The sequence below is a fragment of the Parabacteroides bouchesdurhonensis genome (assembly GCF_900186615.1).
GTDB lineage: Bacteria > Bacteroidota > Bacteroidia > Bacteroidales > Tannerellaceae > Parabacteroides > Parabacteroides bouchesdurhonensis.
On the sequence record NZ_LT896588.1, the window covers coordinates 281361 to 303968 of the forward strand.

The 22608-nt window shown below is 42.9% G+C and carries 18 protein-coding genes and 1 other annotated feature; of the genes, 8 read left to right on the forward strand and 10 right to left on the reverse strand.

Annotation, left to right across the window (positions count from 1 at the left end; translation table 11 throughout):
- Positions 1 to 3 precede the first annotated feature (3 nt).
- Positions 4 to 830 (reverse strand) — a sequence feature (16S ribosomal RNA rRNA prediction is too short).
- A gap of 542 nt (positions 831 to 1372) precedes the next feature.
- Entirely contained in the window at positions 1373 to 1795 is a 423-nt protein-coding gene (mscL, locus tag C1721_RS01265) for a large-conductance mechanosensitive channel protein MscL (RefSeq protein ID WP_102406431.1), read from the forward strand.
- 50 nt (positions 1796 to 1845) lie between these two features.
- Here mscL and C1721_RS01270 read toward each other — a convergent pair whose 3' ends face one another.
- The 9 genes from C1721_RS01270 to C1721_RS01310 all read right to left on the reverse strand — a co-directional run bounded on the left by C1721_RS01270 (position 1846) and on the right by C1721_RS01310 (position 13104).
- Positions 1846 to 3189 carry an aspartate kinase gene (locus tag C1721_RS01270; RefSeq protein ID WP_102406433.1) on the reverse strand — a complete coding sequence of 448 codons (1344 nt, stop codon included), beginning with the start codon at positions 3187 to 3189 and terminating at the stop codon, positions 1846 to 1848.
- Positions 3190 to 3219: 30 nt separating this feature from the next.
- Complete coding sequence (locus tag C1721_RS01275) at positions 3220 to 4938, reverse strand: HAMP domain-containing sensor histidine kinase (protein WP_199830420.1); 1719 nt, start codon at positions 4936 to 4938, stop codon at positions 3220 to 3222.
- Positions 4939 to 4951: 13 nt separating this feature from the next.
- Positions 4952 to 6073, reverse strand: coding sequence for a sensor protein KdpD (locus C1721_RS01280; RefSeq protein ID WP_102406437.1), 1122 nt, complete (start codon positions 6071 to 6073; stop codon positions 4952 to 4954).
- 33 nt (positions 6074 to 6106) lie between these two features.
- Positions 6107 to 6892, reverse strand: coding sequence for a hypothetical protein (locus C1721_RS01285; protein ID WP_420872714.1), 786 nt, complete (start codon positions 6890 to 6892; stop codon positions 6107 to 6109).
- A gap of 33 nt (positions 6893 to 6925) precedes the next feature.
- On the reverse strand, positions 6926 to 7525 hold the full coding sequence (locus C1721_RS01290) for a K(+)-transporting ATPase subunit C (RefSeq protein WP_102406439.1): 600 nt from the start codon (positions 7523 to 7525) through the stop codon (positions 6926 to 6928).
- 35 nt (positions 7526 to 7560) lie between these two features.
- Entirely contained in the window at positions 7561 to 9603 is a 2043-nt protein-coding gene (gene kdpB, locus C1721_RS01295) for a potassium-transporting ATPase subunit KdpB (RefSeq protein ID WP_102406441.1), read from the reverse strand.
- A 54-nt stretch (positions 9604 to 9657) separates the two neighbouring features.
- Positions 9658 to 11367 carry a potassium-transporting ATPase subunit KdpA gene (gene kdpA, locus C1721_RS01300; protein WP_102406443.1) on the reverse strand — a complete coding sequence of 570 codons (1710 nt, stop codon included), beginning with the start codon at positions 11365 to 11367 and terminating at the stop codon, positions 9658 to 9660.
- A 22-nt stretch (positions 11368 to 11389) separates the two neighbouring features.
- Entirely contained in the window at positions 11390 to 11476 is an 87-nt protein-coding gene (locus tag C1721_RS16495) for a potassium-transporting ATPase subunit F (RefSeq protein ID WP_199830421.1), read from the reverse strand.
- 287 nt (positions 11477 to 11763) lie between these two features.
- Complete coding sequence (locus C1721_RS01310) at positions 11764 to 13104, reverse strand: sigma-54-dependent transcriptional regulator (RefSeq protein ID WP_102406445.1); 1341 nt, start codon at positions 13102 to 13104, stop codon at positions 11764 to 11766.
- Between the two features lie 81 nt (positions 13105 to 13185).
- On the opposite strand from C1721_RS01310, the gene C1721_RS01315 reads away from it, so the two are divergent.
- Entirely contained in the window at positions 13186 to 14019 is an 834-nt protein-coding gene (locus C1721_RS01315; protein ID WP_102406447.1) for an OmpA/MotB family protein, read from the forward strand.
- Between the two features lie 47 nt (positions 14020 to 14066).
- On the opposite strand, the gene lepA is transcribed toward C1721_RS01315, so the two are convergent.
- Positions 14067 to 15854, reverse strand: coding sequence for a translation elongation factor 4 (gene lepA, locus C1721_RS01320; protein ID WP_102406449.1), 1788 nt, complete (start codon positions 15852 to 15854; stop codon positions 14067 to 14069).
- An 82-nt stretch (positions 15855 to 15936) separates the two neighbouring features.
- Here lepA and C1721_RS01325 point away from each other — a divergent pair, with 82 nt between their 5' ends.
- The 6 genes from C1721_RS01325 (at position 15937) to C1721_RS01350 (ending at position 22489) form a co-directional block, all read left to right on the forward strand.
- The gene (locus tag C1721_RS01325) at positions 15937 to 18114 is read left to right on the forward strand and encodes a tetratricopeptide repeat protein (protein WP_102406451.1); all 2178 of its coding nucleotides are present in this window, start codon (positions 15937 to 15939) and stop codon (positions 18112 to 18114) included.
- 19 nt (positions 18115 to 18133) lie between these two features.
- The gene (locus C1721_RS01330; protein ID WP_102406453.1) at positions 18134 to 19252 is read left to right on the forward strand and encodes a DUF362 domain-containing protein; all 1119 of its coding nucleotides are present in this window, start codon (positions 18134 to 18136) and stop codon (positions 19250 to 19252) included.
- A gap of 6 nt (positions 19253 to 19258) precedes the next feature.
- The gene (mnmE, locus tag C1721_RS01335; RefSeq protein WP_102406455.1) at positions 19259 to 20641 is read left to right on the forward strand and encodes a tRNA uridine-5-carboxymethylaminomethyl(34) synthesis GTPase MnmE; all 1383 of its coding nucleotides are present in this window, start codon (positions 19259 to 19261) and stop codon (positions 20639 to 20641) included.
- Positions 20642 to 20681: 40 nt separating this feature from the next.
- A complete protein-coding gene (locus tag C1721_RS01340; RefSeq protein WP_102406457.1) occupies positions 20682 to 21290 on the forward strand; it encodes a type 1 glutamine amidotransferase family protein in 609 nt (202 codons plus the stop codon).
- Between the two features lie 30 nt (positions 21291 to 21320).
- Positions 21321 to 21833 (forward strand): DUF6125 family protein, encoded by a 513-nt coding sequence (locus C1721_RS01345; RefSeq protein WP_102406459.1) that lies wholly within the window; start codon positions 21321 to 21323, stop codon positions 21831 to 21833.
- Between the two features lie 221 nt (positions 21834 to 22054).
- Positions 22055 to 22489 (forward strand): DUF6078 family protein, encoded by a 435-nt coding sequence (locus C1721_RS01350; RefSeq protein ID WP_102406461.1) that lies wholly within the window; start codon positions 22055 to 22057, stop codon positions 22487 to 22489.
- Positions 22490 to 22608 lie beyond the last annotated feature (119 nt).

The window sequence follows — 22608 nt, forward strand, 5'->3', positions numbered from 1 at the left end:
TATCGCAAACTCCTAGTAATCATCGTTTACTGCGTGGACTACCAGGGTATCTAATCCTGTTTGATACCCACGCTTTCGTGCTTCAGTGTCAGTGATGGTTTAGTATGCTGCCTTCGCAATCGGAGTTCTGCGTGATATCTATGCATTTCACCGCTACACCACGCATTCCGCATACCTCAAACATACTCAAGATAAACAGTTTCAACGGCAATTTTATGGTTGAGCCACAAACTTTCACCGCTGACTTATCTATCCACCTACGCACCCTTTAAACCCAATAAATCCGGATAACGCTCGCATCCTCCGTATTACCGCGGCTGCTGGCACGGAGTTAGCCGATGCTTATTCGTAGGGTACATACAAAACAGGACACGTCCCGCACTTTATTCCCCTATAAAAGAAGTTTACAATCCATAGAACCTTCATCCTTCACGCGACTTGGCTGGTTCAGGCTTTCGCCCATTGACCAATATTCCTCACTGCTGCCTCCCGTAGGAGTTTGGTCCGTGTCTCAGTACCAATGTGGGGGACCTTCCTCTCAGAACCCCTATCCATCGTCGGTTTGGTGGGCCGTTACCCCGCCAACTGCCTAATGGAACGCATGCCTATCTATCAGCGATGAATCTTTAACAAATATCTCCATGCGGAGCCCCTGTTTTATGCAGTATTAATCCGACTTTCGCCGGGCTATCCTACTCTGATAGGTAAGTTGCATACGCGTTACTCACCCGTGCGCCGGTCGCCGACAGTGTATTGCTACACCTCGCTGCCCCTCGACTTGCATGTGTTAAGCCTGTCGCTAGCGTTCATCCTGAGCCAGGATCAAACTCTTCGTTGTTAAATTGTTTTTTTATCTCTGCCCAGAATCTCGTAATTTATTTCAAGTTTTTGACGGTATTAATCTTTAATACTTGTACTACTTGTTGATAATGTAATGTTTTCAAAGAACTCTTCTTTCTCGCACCCGCTTTTTTTAGCGAACGTGGCTGCAAAGGTAAGGACTTTTTTCTTTCACGCAAATTTTATGAACAAAATTTCATAGAAAGTTTTTATCCCTGTTTCCCACCGCACAAACCGACTTATTGCTTAGATGCTTCTAACCTCAGTGGCCCGACACCCGGAAAACTATTCCTTCCAATACGTAAATCAAATGCCCTCTCGCTTGAATGCGGGGACAAAAGTAGTGTTCTTAAACATATACTCCAAATATTTTGACTGTTATTTTTACGGTTTTTGAAACTTGAGAATAAGAGTAACTAGTTTTGTGAAGGTTAAAATATATTTCTAAAGTAATAAATAAAAAGAAGAAATTCTTAGCTATATACAAACAATGATATATATTTGTAATCATATCATAAACAACGTACGATTCATGAAGAATATATTACAAGAATTTAAGCAGTTCGCTATGCGCGGCAACGTCGTAGACATGGCAGTAGGTATCATTATCGGTAGTGCTTTCGGGAAAATCGTTTCTTCTGTTGTAGGAGATCTTATCATGCCTACCGTAGGATTATTGGTAGGTGGTGTAAACTTCACCGATTTGAAAATAGTGTTGAAACATGCGGTGATGGAAGGAGATAAAGTGATTACTCCTGCCGTGACAATCAACTACGGTAACTTCTTACAGGTGACACTGGACTTTATCATTATTGCATTTGCAATCTTCTTAATGGTCAAAGGGATGAATGCGCTGAACAAAAAGAAAGAAGAAGTTCCGGCTGCCCCGGCTGCACCTCCCTCAGATGTGCAGTTACTGACAGAGATACGCGATTTACTGAAAGAGAAAAAATAAATTATATTCTGATTGAAAATAGGAAACGCAGACTTCTGCGTTCCCTATTTTTACGTACCTACCGACTCTGCGGCATCAGGCTTTGAAAACAGCCGGGTGCTTAATGCCTGTAAAGCACGCGTCTTATCTTCAACCTTCATGACCAGAGAGACATTACTACTGCTTCCTCCGTAAGAGATCATACGCACAGGGATATCTTTCAAGGCATCCACAATCCTGGCTTCAAAACCTACGTTTTGCCATTCAAGATCTCCGACTACGCAGACAATCACCATATTCCTTTCTACATATATGGTTGCATATTTCTCCAGGCTGCTTACTATTTCCTGTAAATGTTCGGGATTGTCTATCGTAACGGATACCCCTATGTCGGAAGTCGTAACCATATCGACAGCCGTTTTGTAAACGGCGAACGTATCGAACACCAGGCTCAGGAATTTATGGGATGGCAATATATTCAGCGACTTCATTTTAACAAAGACAATATTATCTTTGGCTGCCACTGCCTTGATCCTCCCTTTTTCAGCCGTATTGGAAATTAGCGTTCCCGGCACCTCCGGTTGCAGGGAGTTCAGCAGACGAACCGGGATATTATTCTCTTTGGCCGGACGGATGCAATAAGGATGGAGTATTTTTGCCCCGAAGTAGGCCAGCTTGGCCGCTTCTTCAAAATTCAATTGCCGGACAGGAGCTGTGTGGTGGACGACGCGGGGATCATTATTATGCATTCCGTCGATATCAGTCCAGATCTGTATTTCTTCGGCATGAATGGCAGCGCCGATCAATGAAGCACTGTAATCGCTTCCGCCACGCTGCAGGTTATCGACCTCTCCGTAGGCATTCCGGCAAATAAATCCCTGGGTAACAAATATCTCTGTATCGGAATATCCAGCCAACTGACCGTTCAAATGCCTTTCAATATAAGTCATATCCGGTTCGCCTTCTGCATTAATCCGCATAAAATCAAGAGCGGGAAGCAAAGCGGAACGGATGCCCTGCTCCTGCAAATACAAATGCATCATTCCGGTAGAAATCAATTCGCCTTGTGCCAGGACAACTTTTTCGTCAAACGCAGTAAAAGGTTTATTGGCAAACGTCCAGATCATGTTAAAGCGTTCCATAACCAACTCCAATGCTTTTTCCCGATAAGCTTCAGAAGCATATAATTCTTCTATATGACAGGCATACGTTTGTTCCAGTCGACTGATGATTTTATTTGCTTCATCAATATTTTTCCGGTAGAAGCAACCGGCTATATCTACCAGGGAATTTGTTGTACCCGACATTGCTGACAATACGACGATTTTAGGCTCGCCGTTATGGATTATAGATACGACATTCTTCATCCGTTGGGCTGAGCCAACGGATGTACCGCCAAATTTTAAGACTTTCATGATTATTTTACAGTGTTTCTTTAATTGTTTTCAGACATTGAATTTTATAACAAACGTACTTCCTTTTCCGATCTCGCTCTCCACGTGAATCGTTCCGCCATGCGCCTCGATGAAGTCTTTGCTGATGGCCAGTCCCAGGCCGCTTCCCTGCACTTTCGTGCCGGGGACGCGGAAGTAGCGGTCGAAGATACTCTGGTGGTAACGGGGATCGATCCCTTTCCCGAAGTCCTTTACAAATATTTCCACTGTTTTATCCTCCTGGCGGGCACCGATGATGATGCGGCCGTTTTCCGGTGTGTAATGGATGGCGTTCGACAAGAGGTTTGTCAATACCCAGGCGATCTTTTCGCTGTCGACAAAGAGTTTGGATATTTTCTCCGGATATTCCACTTCGATATGGCAGCCGAAACGTTCTGCCTGCACGCGGTTCGCCTTGATCGCATAGTCGATCAGTTCGATCGGCTTGGTGATCTTCGGGTTCAACTGGAGTTTTCCGGTTTCGACCTGTGTCATCTTAAGGAGTTCGCCGGTTATTTCGAGCAGACGGTCGCTGCTTTCCTTGATGCTTTCGGCTAATGCTTTCTGTTCGTTGTTCATATCCCCCACCCGCTTGTCTTCAAGCAGTTTAAGACTCATCATGATGGCAGAGATAGGTGTTTTCAACTCATGTGAGATGGTGGAGATAAAAGTTGTTTTGGCAGAATCCAGTTCCTTGAACTCGGTGATGTTCTTCAAAAGGATTACATCGCCTACGTATTGGCTTTGATCCATTTGCTCGTCCGTTACATGGATCGGGATATACCTGACCTGGAAATAGCTTTCTTTATTGTCGGCATAAATCTTCAAAGGTTCCTTCTTTTCATCCGGCTGAACCAATTCCCGGACAAGGCGGCGCAATAGATCGTTCTTCAACGCCAGTTCGGCTGCCGACTTGCCGATTACATTTTCTCTTTTCACGTTCAGGATAGTCAGCGCCACGTCGTTGGCAAAAAGGATTTTACGGTTGCCGTCCAGACCGATGATCGGTTCGGTAATGCTGTTCACAATCGCTTCGATGTATTTCTTTCCCTGGATAATATCAGAAAGGGTACTTTTACGATATTCGGTCAGGCGCTCGGCCATCCGGTTGAACGAGTTTGCAACCGCGGCAAATTCATTATATTTCCCCAGGTCGAGACGTTTCTCATAATTGTGGTTGGCTATTTCCATGATACCGTCGGTCAGCTTCCTGATCGGGGTGTTGATGGAACGCGGGAAGCGAACCAGAAAAGCGAAAGCGATGATACAGCAAACGGCGCCAATGATACAAATCCACAATAACGCTTCATGTGCCGTATGTTCGGCCAGCTGGCTTTTCCGGTAAATGGAAGCCATATTCAGACTCATCACCTCGTTCAGCGCGATGCGGACACGCTGGATGGATGTGTCGTTCATCTCTTTCTTCATGGCTTCATATTGCGTAGCCAGGTGAGTGGTCGCCACGTTCTCGTCGATCTCGGTTATATTTACTTTTTGCAGGTCGAGGTTCTTTTCGAACTCAGTGCGGGCTACCGGATCGGTTTGGATCCGTTCAAGGGCATCCAACATACGGTTGGAATACAATAAGGTATTGTAGTTATCTGCCAGTATGTTTTGCGTATCTGCGGACATACGGTAGATGTTCTTTACCGACAAACCGCCCAGCAGGACGATCATTGCAAACAGCAGGCCTATACCATAGGTGAGCTTCGTTTTAATCTTTAAACTAATGGACTGTAACATATTATGCCAATATTATCAGGTCGATATTCATTTGTGACAAATTATTCAGCAATTTCCGGTATTGGAAACAGGCAAGGAGAACCGATGTGAATGTAAAGGCAGGCTTCCCGATGCAAACGGTCGTGATCTGCTTCTCATGGCAGACTTCGACAATGCTGTCGGGAATGCTTTTCGACTGCATCTGGATGATCTCACCTCCCAGTTCCGTTGCCAGTTTGAAGTGGTTCGACAGATAACGCTGGTTGGCCAGCGGGATGCGTTCGATACTTTCGCGGGGCGTCTGCACATACAGGACAAAGAACTTCGTGTTATAGCGGGTAGCCAGCCGGGCAGCCTTGCGGATCACTTTCCGGGGCGTCTTCTCGTGACTGCTGATGCAAGCCAGGAATTTCTCATGCCGGACACCGGTATTGACGGGAACGGCACTCTCCACCTTTTTCTCTACACGTAAAGCGACCTCTTTCAGAGCCAACTCACGTAATTGGAGAATGTTTTCGGACTTGAAAAAGTTGCTCAGTGCCGTCTGAATCTTTTCCGGCTTGTATATTTTGCCGGCTGTCAGGCGGTTCACCAGTTCATCGGCTGTCAGGTCGATATTCACGACCTCGTCCGCCTGTTCCAGGACACTGTCGGGGATGCGTTCCTTTATCTCGATGCCGGTGATATCCTGCACATCTTCGTTCAGCCCCTCCAGATGTTGGATGTTAACGGCAGTGATCACGCTGATGCCTGCCTCTAAAATATCCATCACGTCCTGCCAACGCTTTTCGTTCTTGCTCCCTTCTATATTCGTATGAGCCAGTTCGTCAACAATCACGACCTCCGGACGGATATTCAGAATAGCCTGCAAATCCATCTCCTCCACCTCTTTTCCTTTATAAAACGACTTGCGGCGCGGAATCAAAGGTAAACCTTCGACCAGCGCCTCCGTTTCAACCCTGCCGTGTGTTTCGATATATCCGATCTGCACGTCGATGCCGCTACGAAGCAATTCGTGCGCCTCCTGGAGCATGCGATACGATTTGCCTACACCGGCAATCATGCCGATGTAGATCTTGAAATTACCGCGACGGGATTTTTTCAGCAAATCTAAAAAGTGTTGTACGCTTTGTTCTCTATCCATGAGCTTGAATCATTCTGTTGCAGTCTTCCTGTTTTAGGGTCTCAATGTAAAGCCAAAGACCAGATGCGCATTCTCCAATCGGGGATTCCATATTGCCTGGGCAAATATAGGCAAAGAAAATGAATCGGTGACCTTTATCGCCGTCGTTCCTTTTAAAGCCACATTCGTTACGGCAAAACCGTTCGTACAATATTGCGGAGCTTCATAGGGAACGATGCCGCATGTCACGTTCAGATCGACCTTCTGCACGCTGAACGGATAGTTGAGTTCTATATAAGAAGAATAGTTCTGATCTCCTTTTTCATCTTTATCCTGTCCGGCAAACATCGTATACCAGGCGATCGAGAGCGGGAACTTTTCTACCGGAAGTATATACGCCAGTCCGGCTTCAAAATGATGTGCCGTTTCATGGCTCTTGAAATTGAAATACTTATTATTGTTCGTTCCGTTTTCTCCGGCCCACCACAAATCGGCAATGGAAAGCGTCAGACCGGAGTTTCCGAACGCATAGGCTGCCGTCAGGTCTATTTCTTTATTTGCTTTGCCTTCCGCAGAGCTATTCCCGTCGAAATCGGTAGATCCCCAGGCAGTCAAGGAGAACCCGCCGACGCTCAAGCCGAAAGTCGGCGGGAAACTGGCGCCGGTCTGGTACATGCCGCGCCAGATATAAGAGCTGACCAGGTCACCCTGCACGGCAAATTTTATTTTGTTTTCATCCTCCTGTGCCTGTGTGACCGGGAAAGATTCCGCATGCATTACCGGGAAGGAGAAGGAGCCTATTACCGCTCCCCATATTATTTTCTTTACGATAGATTTCATAGCTGATAATTTTTTTTTGTCCGTTATTTATATTCACTTTATTCCGTCCTCGTGATTTTTGGCAACTGCTTTTTCGAGGGCTACGTTTAATTTAAGTACATTTACCTTTTGCGGACCGAAAAGACCTAACAGCGGTCCTTCGATATGGGCGTTTACCAAGGCCATCACTTTATCGACTGCGATTCCCCGTGCTTCGGCGACCCGCTTAGCCTGTGCATAAGCTGCTTTCGGAGAAATATCGGGATCCAGGCCCGAACCGCTGGCTGTGACCATTTCGGCAGGCACCTCTTCGCGTTTCAGATAAGGGTGATGCCAAAGGAAAGTATCGATGCGGGCCTCTACGTCGGCGAGATATGCCTCGTTGGAAGGACCTTTGTTGCTACCGCCGGAAGAGGAAGCGTCGTAACCGTCGCCGGCATGTGACGGACGTCCCCAGAAATAGATATCCTGCGTGAAAGGCTGTCCGACATGGGTAGCTCCGACTACTTTGCCGTTCAATTCGATAACTGCGGCATTTCCTTTATTCGGGCCCGCTACCTGTGCAAAAAGCCACAAGATGAAGATATAGCACACACTGAGCAAGATGCAGAATGCAACTGTCAGTTTCAATGATTTGAAAAGAGTTGATATCATGATTTTATTTTCTTTATTCTATTACTAATGAATGATTACATAAACAGACTTACGATCAAGTCGATGATTTTAATACCGATGAACGGAGCGATTATACCACCGACACCGTAGATCAACAGGTTGCGGCGCAGTAAGGCGGACGCTCCGATCGGCTTGTAAGCGACTCCGCGCAATGCCAACGGAATCAGGATCGGGATGATCAGCGCATTGAAGACAACCGCACTCAGAATAGCGCTTTCCGGACTATGCAGATGCATGATATTCAGGGCAGCCAACTGCGGGATGGCGATCATGAACAAAGCCGGTACGATAGCAAAATATTTAGCGACATCGTTCGCGATACTGAACGTAGTCAATGTACCACGTGTCATCAGCAACTGTTTACCGATCTCGACGATCTCGATCAGCTTGGTCGGGTCGTTGTCGAGGTCTACCATGTTGCCGGCCTCCTTGGCGGCCTGTGTACCGCTGTTCATGGCCACGCCGACGTTTGCCTGGGCCAGAGCAGGCGCATCGTTCGTACCGTCGCCCATCATGGCGACCAGTTTGCCGGCTTCCTGTTCTTTCTTGATATAGTTCATTTTATCTTCCGGCTTAGCCTCGGCGATGTAATCGTCTACACCGGCTTTTTCGGCGATGTATTTTGCCGTCAGCGGGTTATCGCCCGTTACCATGACGGTTTTCACCCCCATTTTGCGCAGGCGTTCGAAACGTTCCTGGATCCCCGGCTTGATAATATCCTGTAACTCGATCACACCGATAATAAAGTCATCCTGCGAAACGACCAGCGGAGTGCCTCCGTTGCTTGTAATTTTCTCCACCAGGTCAGCCACTTCCTGCGGATATTTGTTTCCGGCAGCTTCGCTCATCCGGCGGATGGCGTCGAAAGCTCCTTTGCGGATACGCGTACCGTCTTTCAGGTCGACACCGGAACATTTGGTTTCCGCCGTAAATTTAATCATGCGGGAACCGGAAGTACTCAGGTCGCGGATACGGACTCCCTTTTCGCGTCCCAACTCTACGATAGATTTGCCCTCGGGCGTTTCGTCGGATAAAGAGGCCATCAGGCAGGCTTGTACAAATGCCGGTTCATCTATCCATTTTACCGGATAGAACTGGGTTGCCTTGCGGTTACCGATCGTGATCGTTCCCGTTTTATCGAGCAACAGCGTATCGATATCGCCCGCTGTCTCTACCGCTTTACCGGATTTGGTAATCACATTGGCACGCAAGGCACGATCCATACCGGCAATGCCGACGGCTGAAAGCAAGCCGCCAATCGTTGTCGGGATCAAACAAACGAACAGAGATATAAAGGCTGCAATCGTAATCGCCGTATTCGAATAATCGGCCAGCGGTTTCAATGTACCGCAAACAACCACGAATACCAATGTAAAACCTGCCAACAGGATCGTCAAAGCGATTTCATTCGGTGTCTTCTGACGGGAAGCGCCTTCTACAAGGGCAATCATTTTGTCTAGGAAACTTTCGCCCGGTTGGGTAGTTACCTGCACACGAATCTGGTCAGACAATACTTTCGTGCCACCCGTTACGGAACTTTTATCACCGCCTGCTTCGCGGATTACCGGAGCAGACTCACCCGTAATGGCACTCTCGTCGATAGAAGCCAAGCCCTCGATAATCTCCCCGTCGGACGGGATCGTATCGCCGGCCTCACAAATAAATACATCGCCCTTTTTCAATTGCGAACTGCTAACTGTCGTAATGCTACCGTTGGCAGCCACCATCTTGGCCGGTGTTTCCTCACGGGTTTTACGCAGGCTGTCCGCCTGGGCTTTGCCACGTGCCTCAGCGATCGCTTCGGCAAAATTGGCAAAGAGCAAGGTAAAAAACAACACAGTGAAAACCAACAAATTGTATCCGAACGAGCCCTGTGTCTGATCGCCTGCTACGGCCGCCCAGACAGTAACGATCAACATCACGAACGTTACGATCTCTACAATAAACATAATCGGATTCCGGAACATCGTTTGCGGATTCAGCTTCGCAAACGATTGTTTCAAACTTTCTATAACAAGCTCCTTAGGAAATAAGGAAGCAGCTTTCTTATCTTTCATAATTACTTATTCTTCTTTATAACTGTCAATTTTTTTCTATTGACTGTCACTTAATTAGTAGATGCTAAAATATTCCGCAATCGGCCCCAGAGTCAGTGCAGGGAAGAAAGACAATGCAGCGACGATAAAGATTACACTGAACGTCATTACGGCAAATGTGGCTGTATCTGTCTTTAATGTCCCTGCACTTTCCGGTATAAATTTCTTTTGCGCCAGCAATCCTGCAATGGCCACCTGCCCGACGATCGGAAGATAACGGCTGATGATCAGTGCCAGACCGGTCGTAAAATTCCAGAACCAGGTATTATCGCCCAGTCCTTCAAAACCGGAACCATTGTTGGCCGACGCCGATGTATATTCGTAAAGCATCTCACTCAACCCATGAAAACCGGGATTGTTCAGCCAACCGCCTTCCGCCTCCACAAAGGCCGGATTATAGACCCAATAATAGCAGGCAACCGCCGTACCGATCAGGATAACGAACGGGTGAGCCAACGCCACGATCGTTGCAATCTTCATCTCCCGAGCTTCCACTTTCTTTCCGAGGAACTCGGGCGTACGACCTACCATCAGACCACTGATAAAGACGGCGATAATCAGAAAAGCATAATAGTTCATAAATCCTACACCGACACCGCCGAACCAGGTATTAATCTGCATGTTCAGCATCTCCATCATACCCGAAAGAGGCATCGTACTGTCGTGCATACCGTTTACAGAACCGTTGGAAGTGACAGTCGTCGTGCAACTCCACAACGCTGTGGCAGCCGCCCCCAACCGGGTTTCTTTTCCTTCCATCGCGCCGGCATCCTGATCGATTCCCATTGCCGAGATCATCGGGTTACCGTTCATTTCATAGTAAGTATTGATCCCGATGCTGGCCAGATAGGCAAATAGCATGACACCGAAAATCGAAAAAGCCAGCTTCTTCCGTTTCAGATAGAATCCCAAAGCAAACACCATTGCCATCGGCAATACCAGGATCGCCCAGCATTCCACCATATTAGTCAGATAAGTAGGGTTTTCCAGCGGATGCGACGAGTTAACACCGAAGTACCCCCCACCGTTCGTTCCCAACTGTTTGATCGGAATGATTGCAGCAGCCGGCCCTTGCGAAACCATCTGTTCCTGTCCTTCCAATGTCGTCACTTTCATTTTCCCGTCGAATCCCATCGGAGTACCCTGCATAATAAGGATAAAACCGACTATCAGTGCCAACGGCAACAGGATGCGGGTCGTGCTTTTCATCAACAGGTTCCAGAAGTTACCGATCGTTTGGGTCGTCTTGGCTGCCATTGCTTTATAGATACCGGCTAGGGCCGCCATACCGGTTGCCGCCGTAATAAACTGGAACAGCATAATGACGAACAACTGAGTAAAATAAGTCAACCCGCTCTCGCCACTGTAATGCTGCAAGTTACAGTTCACCATAAAACTGATACAAGTATTAAACGACAGATGCGACGACTGCCCCGCATTGCCATCGGGATTCAACGGCAGATACTGCTGGAAATACAACAGAAACATACCCCAGAAAAACCAAAATAAATTAACGGTCAAAAGCGCTTTCAGGAAGCCCTTCCAACTCATTTCCACATTCGGATCGATTCCACACAGTTTGAAAATCCATCTTTCGACAGGGGCCAGAAAGTCCAGACAGGTCTTCTCCCCTTTATAAACCTTAGCTATGTATCTTCCCAGCGGATAAGCCAGAACGATCATCATTACTATTTGCGCGATGCTACCTACTAATTCCGTATTCATCTTTTCACCTTACATTATTTGTTTAAAACTTTTCGGGTTTGATCAACACATACATCAGATACCCGAAGATAACCAAGCAGAGTATAAACAGTGCAACAAACATACTCATCCTCCTTTCTTTAAATCTTTTCGAACCAATCTACACACTTGAAGAAAAACCAGTAGCAGAGGCCACCCACTGCACACAAAAAAACAAATGATACAATTTCATTCTCTAACATACTTCAATCTTTTATTTGATTATTAATACACCTCCTTATACTAAGTACGTGCCAAAAAAGGAAGGGAAGATTCTCTGTTCTGATTAGCAACCAGTTATAATTTCACAATAAATTCAAGGCACAAAAAAACCCTTCCAAAATGGAAGGGTTGGCTTATCAAAATGAAATAATCGGGTTATAATCCGTATTCTTCTATCTTACGATATAAAGTTGTCAGTCCGATTCCCAGCAAACGGGAAGTTTCTGTTTTATTACCGTTTGTATATTTCAGCACTTTCTGAATATGCATCTTTTCCATACCACTGAGGTCGAAACCCGAATATGATTCCTGGCTATTGGCATCCGGTTGTTGGAAATTCAAAGGGAGAGAATCCGAACCTAATGTGTTTCCATCGGCAATAATCAGGCTACGCTCTATTACATTACGCAATTCACGAACGTTTCCTTTCCAGGAATACTGTTTCAAAAGATTGACGTAATCGGGAGAGATTGTCTGAATCTCTTTTCCCATTTTAACAGATAAAGTGGAAACAAAAGCTTTTATATGTAAGGGAATATCTTCTATTCTTTCCCGCAAAGGCGGAAGATGAATCTGAAAGACAGAAAGCCGGTAAAATAAATCTTCACGAAAATGCCCTTCGGCTATTTCCTTGGAAAGATCACGATTTGTTGCAGCAATAATACGAACATTTACTTTAATAGGACGTGTATCTCCTATCTTCAAAAACTCACCGGTTTCGAGGATACGAAGCAACTTGGCTTGCAAGTCGAAGGCCATCTCTCCTATCTCATCCAAAAAGATCGTACCGTTATCAGCTTCTTCGAAAAGGCCTTTTGTTTCTTTCATAGCACCGGTGAAAGCACCCGCTTTGTGTCCAAACATCTCACTCTCCAGCAAATCGCGACTGAATGAGGAACAGTTGATTGCTACAAAAGCTTTTCCGCTACGTGAACTGCCCTGATGAATGGATTGGGCAAAAACCTCCTTACCCGTCCCCGTTTCGCCGGTCAGCAACACCGGTACATTGGTTTGGGCAACTTTTCGGGCTAGAGATATGGCTTCTTGTATAGCTGGAGATTTACCAATAATGGCCTCAAAAGAATATTGCTTGCCAACCGGAGAAGAAATGACTTCGTTTCGCCGATAGGCGGCAGATGCTTTATCCATCGCCTTAGCAATTAAAGGTAAAATCTTTTGATTATCGTCTCCTTTTGTGATATAATCGAAAGCTCCGTTTTTAATAGCCTGCACACCATCCGGGATGTTGCCGTGGGCCGTCAACAGAATTATTTCAGAGAGAGGACGTAGCTTTTTTAGTTCGCATACCAGTTCAACCCCGCTTCCATCAGGCAAACAGACATCACATAAAATAACTTCAGGATTATTTTGTTCCAGTTGTTTCAAACCAGTTTTACAGGTCGCTGCCTGGAAAACATCATATCCTTCCAATTCGATAATTCGCGACAATAAACTCAATATTTGCTTTTCGTCATCAATAATCAGAACTTTTGCCATACTCATTAACTCTTCTTACAGAGGGTAAATGTACAACGAAAGCACAAATGTAGTAAATTGCGCCATAAATTTTTCGTCATCATGAAAAAAACATTTTGTATCGTAGCTTCCATGCTACTTGTTTGCACATCATGTGTAACAAAAAAAAAGTATATACTGGCTGAAAACGGACGTTTGGAAGCTATAGGACGTGCCGAAGAATTAAAAGAACAACTTGGTAAATGTGGAGACGATAATAATCAATTGTCAGTCCGACTTGATGCGCTCTTGAGGGATACTGCTAATATGGGACGTAATATACGTAATTACCAAACAATGCTGAACACCAACATGAGCGAACAAGACAAGTTAAATTCTTTGCTTAACCAGAAAATGAATGAACTTGATGAACGTGAGCGTACTATTAATGAATTACAAGATTTGATCAATGCCCAAAATGAAAAAGTACAAAACCTTTTAAATAGTGTAAAAGACGCTCTGTTAGGATTCAGTAGTGATGAATTAAGTGTAACCGAAAAAAACGGTAAAGTTTATCTTTCTATGTCCGATAAACTTCTGTTTGAATCAGGCAGTGCACGAGTAGACAAACGCGGAAAAGAAGCTCTGGCTAAATTGGCAGAAGTATTAAATAAACAAACGGATATAGATGTATATATTGAAGGACATACAGATACCAAACCTATTAATACCGTCCAATTTAAAGATAACTGGGATTTGAGTGTAATTCGTGCAACGTCTGTTGTTCGTATTCTCACCAAAGATTATGGAGTAAACCCTCTACAAATACAACCTTGTGGAAGAGGAGAATTCATGCCTATTGCAGATAATGAAACAGCAGAAGGGCGCAGTAAAAACCGACGAACAGAAATTATTATGGCTCCAAAACTGGATAAACTATTAGACATATTAAAATAAAGGATGCCTTAATCGGAGCATCCTTTTACATATCCAACTTGTTCTTTTCAATCCAATTTCAACACGGCTAAAAATGCTTTCTGTGGAACCTCGACCGTTCCAATCTGCTTCATTCGTTTCTTCCCTTCTTTCTGCTTTTCAAGAAGTTTACGCTTACGGGAAATATCTCCACCGTAACATTTAGCCGTTACATCCTTACGAACAGCTTTTATTGTTTCGCGAGCTATAATCTTTGCACCAATAGCAGCCTGAATAGCAATATCAAATTGCTGTCGCGGGATAAGTTCTTTCAGCTTTTCACACATCCTACGACCAAAAGAGACACTATTATCAACATGCGTCAAAGTAGAAAGAGCATCTACCGGTTCTCCATTCAATAAAATATCTAGTTTCACCAATCGGCTTGGTCGGAAATCGTGAATGTGATAATCAAAAGAAGCATAACCTTTTGAAATACTTTTCAGTTTATCATAGAAATCAATTACTATTTCACCTAAAGGTAAATCATAATGAATCTCCACTCGGTCACCGGAAATATACTCCTGTTTGATAAGGATGCCACGTTTTCCCAGACAAAGTGTCATTATCGGACCTATATAAGTGGTGTTGGTTATAACAGAAGCACGGATGAAAGGTTCTTCTATATGATCTATCAATGTTGCATCAGGTAAGCCGCCCGGATTATGTACCTCTATACATTCACCTTTCTTAGTATACACATTATAAGAGACGTTCGGAACCGTAGTAATTACATCCATATTAAACTCACGATCCAAACGCTCCTGAACAATCTCCATATGTAATAAGCCTAAAAAACCGCATCGAAAGCCAAATCCTAATGCTGCAGAACTTTCCGGTTGGAAAGTAAGAGAAGCATCGTTCAATTGTAACTTTTCCAAAGATGCACGCAGGTTCTCAAAATCTTCACTATCGATGGGATAAACCCCGGCAAACACCATTGGCTTTACTTCCTCAAAACCAGCAATCGCTTCCTTCGCCGGATCATTCACATGAGTAATAGTATCACCAACCCGCACTTCTTTCGAGGTCTTAATGCCGGAGATAATGTAACCAACATCACCGGTACGAATCTCATCACGTGGAGACATCTCCAACTTCAAGACTCCCACTTCGTCTGCGTCATATTCTTTACCAGTAGCAATGAACTTCACATGGTCTCCTTTACGAAGTACTCCATTTACCACCTTAAAATAAGCGATAATACCACGAAATGAATTAAACACCGAATCAAAGATAAGACATTGCAGCGGAGCATCCGGATCACCTTTCGGAGCTGGAACTTTCTCTATAATCGCATCTAATATCTGATAAACCCCTTCACCTGTTTTACCACTTGCCCGCAAAATATCTTCACGTGGACAACCCAACAGTTCTACAATCTGATCTTCCACTTCTTCCGGCATAGCACTTGGAAGATCTATTTTATTCATTACGGGAATGATCTCCAAATCATTTTCTATTGCCATATACAAGTTAGAAATAGTCTGGGCCTGAATACCTTGTGCCGCATCTACTATAAGTAAAGCACCTTCACAAGCAGCTATCGAACGAGACACTTCATACGAAAAATCAACATGCCCCGGAGTATCAATAAGATTCAGAATATATTCTTCACCTTTATAATTATACTTCATTTGAATAGCATGACTTTTAATCGTAATACCACGTTCACGTTCCAAATCCATATCATCCAACACCTGAGCCTGTAGATCTTTACCTTCTACAGTCTTAGTATATTCAAGCAAACGGTCTGCCAAGGTACTTTTACCATGGTCAATATGAGCAATAATGCAGAAATTGCGGATATTCTTCATCAGCTAAACTTATTTGTGTGCAAAGATAGGAATTTTAGGGCAAAAAATATACCTTTGGCATACCATTTGTTGTTAATAGGATATGACGATACAAGAAATAAATAAAGCATATAACCGTATTATTGGTTCTTTAGATAACAGAGAGTTAAAAAATGCCTTCGATTTTCTGCAAGGACTTATTGCAGGAAGCCGAGAATACGCATCTCAAGAAAAATTGGATGAACTGCAAGAAACATATAAATATATGTTACGTTATCGAGGAGAAGGAGCTAAAGATCCTATGCAAGAAAAAATATACAACAATATGGTTGCATCTACCTACGAATTGGCAGACTTAGTAAAACACAAAGCCTTAGCTACAGATTCACCGATCAGCTATTATAGCTTCCGGCGTACATTACAAACCCAATCTCAAACAAATTATCAAGAGTTACACAATATACTGTCTGCTTCTATAGATTTGATAAAAGATGACATAAAAAAAGAAGCTGCACTTATCACACTTTTCAGTAAAATATGGGTATCAAATCTACTCTCAACTGAAGATGTTGTAGAAATTAAAAAGATTCTTAATGACACTACATTACCTTATATTGCAGGCTGCCAAGTCGTATCCGCATTAATGTTAGGATTACAGACTTCCTTCGATAAAGAAAAGCTTCTGCTGCTATTTGATGCAGCATCCGTTGAGAATGATGAAATCCGTATTCGTGCACTTATCAGTATCTTACTGACTTTATGTAAATACAGGAAACGTACATCTTTATATCCCCAAATTGAAAACAGATTAGCTGCATTAGCCGAAGAATATCCCAATTTCACAAAAGCTATCAGAACAATCATCTTACGATTTATTCTTGCTCGTGAGACTGAAAAGATTACCAGAAAGCTTCAAGACGAGATTATACCGGAGATGATGAAACTAAGCCCTAAAATCAGTAAGAAAATTAATTTATCAAATTTCACTCCTGAACATTTGGGAGAAGAAATGAATCCGGAATGGCAGGATATGTTATCACAAAGTTCTATCGGCAAAAAGATGGAAGAATTCAGCGAATTACAACAAGAAGGTGCAGACGTAATGCACTCAACATTCGTTCATCTCAAGAATTTTCCCTTTTTCCGTGAAATAAGCAACTGGTTTCTGCCTTTTACAACAGAACATTCTGCATTTGGTAATAACTTTAATAATGACAATGCAGAAAAAGCAATGCTAGACACCATGACTACAGCAGGATTTATGTGCAACTCCGACAAATATTCATTTTACTTCAGTATGCAACAACTGCCCGAAACGCATCGCAAAGCAATGATGGCCCAGTTTGACAGTCAAGCTAGTGAATTGATCCAACAAAACAAAGAAGAATTAATCAGTAAAAGAGGTAAACTTGAAATAATAACAGGACAATATATCCAGGATTTATATCGTTTTTTCAAGCTATACCCAAGTCATCTTGACTTTGATGACATATTTATGTCACCAATTGATTTTCACAATCTTCCTATATTGGAACCATATATTTCAGATGAAGAGAGCTTAACTACAATAGCCGAATATTATCTTCGCAAAAACTATTTTGCCGATGCTCTGGTAATCTATAACCGCCTGTCTCTAACAATACAGGACAGTGAGATATTATACCAGAAAATAGGTTATTGTAAGCAAATGATTGATGATCTGGAAGGAGCTCTTGAAGCTTATCTTCACGCGGATTTATTAAATGCTGAGAGTAAATGGGTCATCCGAAGAATTGCCGGCTGTTACCGTACATTAAAACAACCGGAAGAAGCGTTGAAATATTATCACCGTTATGAAAAACTAAGTCCGGATAACTTATCAGTCCAGATTTGCATAGGACATTGCCATTTGGAGTTAAAGAACTACAATGAAGCACTCAAGTGTTACTTCAAAGTAGATTATCTTGATAATAAAAGCCACAAAGCATGGCAACCTATCGCTTGGTGTTCTTTCTTAACAGGAAAGTATGACCAAGCCCGTAATTATTATAAGAAAATCATAGAAAACCAACCAAATGCACAAGACTATCTGAATGCAGGTCATACAGAATGGGCTTTACAAAATATTAAAGGCGCACTAGCCTATTACAAAAAGGCTGTAGAAAGCGAAGAAAATGATTTCAACAAATTTCAAGAACAGTTCAATCAAGATATACCGGACCTGGTAGTTGCAGGCATCGAAGAAAATGAGATTCCGCTCATGTTAGACCAGCTTCGATATACATTAGATGGAACTTTGTAACATAAAAACCAATAAGAATATGGAAGCCTCAAAAGTTTACTTCACTAATTTACGTACAACTCCATCAAGCAACCTGCTTGACAAAATGGAACGTCTGGTTAAACGTGCCGGAATTACAAACATTGATTTCAAAGACCAATTTGTAGCCATTAAAATCCACTTTGGAGAACCCGGCAATCTTGCTTACATTCGTCCTAATTATGCCGCACGGATGGCAAATATACTTCGTAGTCTGGGAGCAAGACCATTTCTTACAGATTGCAACACACTGTATTCCGGACGCCGTTCCAATGCTGTAGATCATTTGCAAAGCGCAATGGAAAATGGATTCAATCCCATCTCCGCCAATTGTAATGTAATCATTGCCGACGGGGTAAAAGGTACTGACTGCCGCGAAATAGAAATAAATGGAAAATATTGCAAAGCTCCAAAAATCGGTGCAGCCATTGTTGATGCAGATATTGTTCTTTCCATGAATCACTTTAAAGGACACGAGCAAAGTGGCTTTGGTGGCGCATTAAAAAACTTAGGAATGGGCTGTGCCAGCGTAGCCGGTAAGCTAGAACTACACGGGACTTCACAACCTAAAATAGAAACAGACAATTGTAAAGGATGTAATATTTGCGTAAAACATTGTGCTCATGATGCTATCCATCTGAATGACAATCATAAAGCAGTGATTGATTACGACAAATGTGTAGGTTGCGGACAATGCGTAGCTCTTTGCCAATATGAAGCAGCAGTATTGGCTTCATGGGACACATCCGAACGACTGAATTATAAAATTGCAGAATACACAAAAGCCGTATTACTCGATAAGCCCAATTTTCATATCAGTTTCATAATGAATGTTTCACCGGAATGTGACTGCTGGAATCATAACGATGCCGCAATTGTTCCCGATTTGGGTATTGCCGCATCTTTCGATCCTGTTGCATTAGATAAAGCTTGCGCAGATATGGTAACCAACGCCCCTGTATTAGGAGGCAATAAATTATCGGAAGCCCATCCTCATCAACATTTGGTAGGTGAAGACAAATTTCATATGATTCATCCGGACACAAATTGGCAGGCAGGCTTAGAACATGCAGAAAAGCTAGGAATAGGAACTCAAAACTATGAACTTATAACTGTATAATAATTTATGAATCAAGACACAATCTGTGCCGTATCAACAGCACCCGGAACCGGAGGTATTGCAGTAATCCGAATCTCCGGTCCTGAGGCTGTAGCTATCTGTGACTCTATTTTTATTCCGAAAAAAGAAGGAAAAAGTCTTTCAGTTCAAAAAGGCTATACACTCAGTTACGGAAGCATCCAACGGAATGGAGAGCCATTGGATGACGTAATGCTCTCATTATTCCGTAATCCACATTCGTTTACAGGTGAAGATACAGTAGAGATTACCTGTCATGGTTCTATTTATATACAACAGCAAATATTACAATTACTCATAGAAAAAGGTTGCCGTTCCGCTTTGCCGGGAGAATATACCCAAAGAGCATTTCTTAACGGGAAAATGGATCTCAGTCAAGCAGAAGCGGTAGCCGATCTCATAGCCTCCACATCTGCAGGACAGCATAAATTGGCTTTAAGTCAAATGCGTGGAGGGTTTAGCAATGAATTGAAAGGATTAAGGGCACAGCTCTTGCATATTACATCATTAATGGAGCTGGAATTAGATTTCAGTGACCATGAAGAACTGGAATTTGCAGACCGTAGCGAGCTTCGCTCTTTAGCAGACCACATAGAGCAAGTCATTAGTAATCTAGCCCAATCATTCAGCATTGGCAATGCTATTAAAAACGGTATTCCTGTTGCTATCATAGGAGAAACAAATGCCGGTAAATCCACCTTACTGAATGCCTTACTAAACGAAGAAAAAGCAATAGTAAGTGACATACATGGAACAACTCGCGATGTAATAGAAGATACTATAAACATTAACGGTCAGTTATTCCGTTTTATTGATACGGCAGGTATCCGGGAAACGAATGATACAATCGAAGTATTAGGAATTCAGCGTAGTTTTAAAGCATTAGACCAAGCACAAATCATAATTCTGATGTATGATCTGAGTCGTGATTGCAAAACATTCGAAGCATTTTACCAAGAAATAGCATCTCGATTGGTAAATAAAACGGTCATTTTAGCAATGAATAAATGTGATGTTTCCAATACATTTACCCCAACACATCCATTCCCTGATGAATGGCATAAAATAGCAATTTCAGCAAAAAAGAGACTTCATATTCCCGAACTGCAAAAGCTACTTATTGAAATATCCGCTATTTCTTCTATCCAAGAAAATGATATTATTGTAACAAATGTCCGCCATTATGAAGCTCTCACCCATGCGCTTGAAGCAATTCACCGGGTACAAGAAGGTCTAAACACAAACCTTTCCGGAGACTTCGTTTCTCAAGATTTGCGGGAATGTATTTTCCATTTATCAGATATCGCAGGAGAGGTTACAACAGATCAGGTTCTCCAAAATATTTTCCAACATTTTTGCATCGGCAAGTGATTAAGAGTATAGATGTAGCTTATTTAAAATAATATAGTATATGACCAAAGAAATTCTATTTGTATTGCTCAATGATTTTGCCGACTGGGAAGGAGCTTATATTGCTCCGAGCCTGAGTTGTGGTGTTGAGCCCGGAAGCGAACGTAAATATGTGGTTAAAACGGTGGCGGTAACAAAAGACCCCGTTATATCGTGCGGAGGCTTCAAGGTGTTGCCGGATTACTGCATCGACGATATTCCTGTAGATTATGCCGGAGTGATTTTAATTGGCGGAACAAGATGGTTTACACCGGAAGCCGAGCAAATCGTCCCGCTGGTGAAAGATGCTATACAGAATGAAAAGTTGGTTGCAGGAATATGCAATGCCTCTGTGTTTCTTGGAATGCACGGATTTCTTAATGAAGTAAAACATACCAGCAACGCATTGGAGTATCTAAAAGCGTTTGCAGGGATGAATTACAAGGGCGAATCGCTCTACATCGACAAACCTGCTGTTAGGGATGGCAACATGGTAACGGCCAACGGACTTTTCCCCCTGGAGTTTACCCGTGAAATACTCTATGCTTTGGAAGCAGACACTTCCAAAAAGATAGAGAAGAGTTATCGTATGTATAAAACAGGCGTTTGGGAAGCACCTGAAGCAGAATAGATTGAGAAAAACATCCATAATTGAAAAATCATGACAGACAAACTCGACTTATTATCCAAAGAAGAACTTAAGAACTTAATAAGAATATACGCCAAAAACATCTATGCTCTTGACGGAGTGTGGTTTCAATCTGTAGAAGAAGAAAGTGGCATGGATAAAGCAATGTTGCATGATAAAAATGCCTGGATAAAATTTACTCGCATAGAAGCCAAAAGGATTAAGACATTTCTGAACCTTCCGGACAATGCCGGGCTCGAAGGATTAGAGAAAGCTTTAGCTATAAGGTTCTCTGCATTGTCGAATCCATCAGTAAGTATTTTCAGGGAAGGAGATTCTCTTATATACCGTATAAATGAATGCAGGGTACAGTCTGCCCGAAAGGCAAAAGGTATGCCATTTCATCCTTGTGCGCCGGTTGGCTTTATCGAACATGATGGGTTTGCACAAGTTATAGATAAAAGAATCGTTACCGAAATGATAAGTTGTTATCCGCATGTTACCGATCAAGAATGTGCCTGTTGTTGGAGATTTACCATAAAATAGTCCTATACCTTACTGATTAAGCCCACATAAAATCCTTTATAATTGGAAAACAACAAAAGCATAAGACATAAGACCTATACTAATTATCATTCTCCGCTCAATAATAGACCATGCACACAATGATTACTCCTTGTGGAGTGAATTATGGACAATCTCATTTCTAACAACAAAAAATTACTATCTTTACATGTAATTATACAACCGATATAAACTGAATATAAATGAAACCAAATTTTGATTACAAATCAGTACCTTACAATTTTTCCTACTGTTTCAATGACAAATGCAAGCGCTCTGCCGAATGTCTGCGCCACGAGATAAGTATTCATATTCCTTCCGAATATGGAGTGATCAGCACAATCAGTCCCATGTACAAAACGCCCGAAGGGAAAGACTGCCCTTATTTCAAACCAGACAAGCAGGAACGTTTTGCGTTGGGCATCACGCACTTGTTGGATGAAATTCCTCATAGCGATGCCGTTGTCATCAGGCGTCAAATGATTGATCATTTCCAACGAAGCACCTATTACAGATGTCAGCGCAAAGAACGCCTTATCAGTCCCGATGAACAAGAATATATTCGCCAACTATTTGTCAGACATGGAATTAAAAACGAGCCCGTATACGATAAGTATGTGGAACAATATAATTGGTAACTTCTTTCTTTTCACCTATGATTTGTTTCATGCTGAAGAAACAAGGGTTTCATGCCGGTGGAACGAATGTTTCATGCTGATGGAACAAGTGTTTCACCCCGATGGAACAAAAGTTTCAC